Origin of the sequence: Brachyspira catarrhinii (assembly GCF_005518285.1) — a bacterium.
In the GTDB taxonomy this organism is placed as follows: Bacteria; Spirochaetota; Brachyspiria; order Brachyspirales; family Brachyspiraceae; genus Brachyspira; species Brachyspira catarrhinii.
Map to the genome: position 1 here is coordinate 1 of NZ_SJDU01000702.1, position 647 is coordinate 647.

Sequence of the window (647 nt, forward strand, 5' to 3'; positions counted from 1 at the left end):
AACATCGGCATTTGCGGCAAGCGGTTTCGAGTTTTTATTCCAATTAGCTGGCGGAGTTGGAGCTACAATTCCAAATAAGGAAGCTAAAGATTTGTTGGGCATCAAAGGAAGTTTAAGCGTCGATGCAGATGTTAGCGCGCAAATCGGCTATATGTTCCAAGTTAAAGACGGTTTCGGTATAAGCGTTTTGGGTGAATTGGGTTATAGTTGGGATGCCTATTTGATGGGATACGGTTCTACAGGAGTAGCTAGCGGTGGCGGAACTTATAGCGCTGAAAATGGTCTTGATATGTCTCTATACTATCATAGCTTCAAATTAGGACTACTTCCTAAATTCAATATCGGCGTTGGAAGAGGAGCGATAGCATTAGGAATTGGCGGAGGAGTTAAAATCCCTGTTGCTGGAGGATTAACCACGACTGTTACTATTGCAGGAAATTATCCAACAAGCGAAGCCGCAAAAACTCAAACTGATATTACTCTTACAAGACAAGATATAACCGATATGTTCTCTCCTTCCGTTATAGGTTATGTGAAAGTGACTTTCGATTATTATTTGTTCTTCACCGATAATATCGGCATGAATTTCGGATTGTATTTGGGCGGAGATTTTGCACCAAAACAAAAAGAAACAAAAATTGGATGCA

The 647-nt window shown here is 40.6% G+C and carries 1 protein-coding gene; it reads left to right on the plus strand.

Annotation, left to right across the window (positions count from 1 at the left end; genetic code table 11):
* Positions 1-647, plus strand: a 647-nt coding sequence (locus tag EZH24_RS14440) for a hypothetical protein (protein ID WP_161976191.1), incomplete at both ends; no start/stop codon positions are given.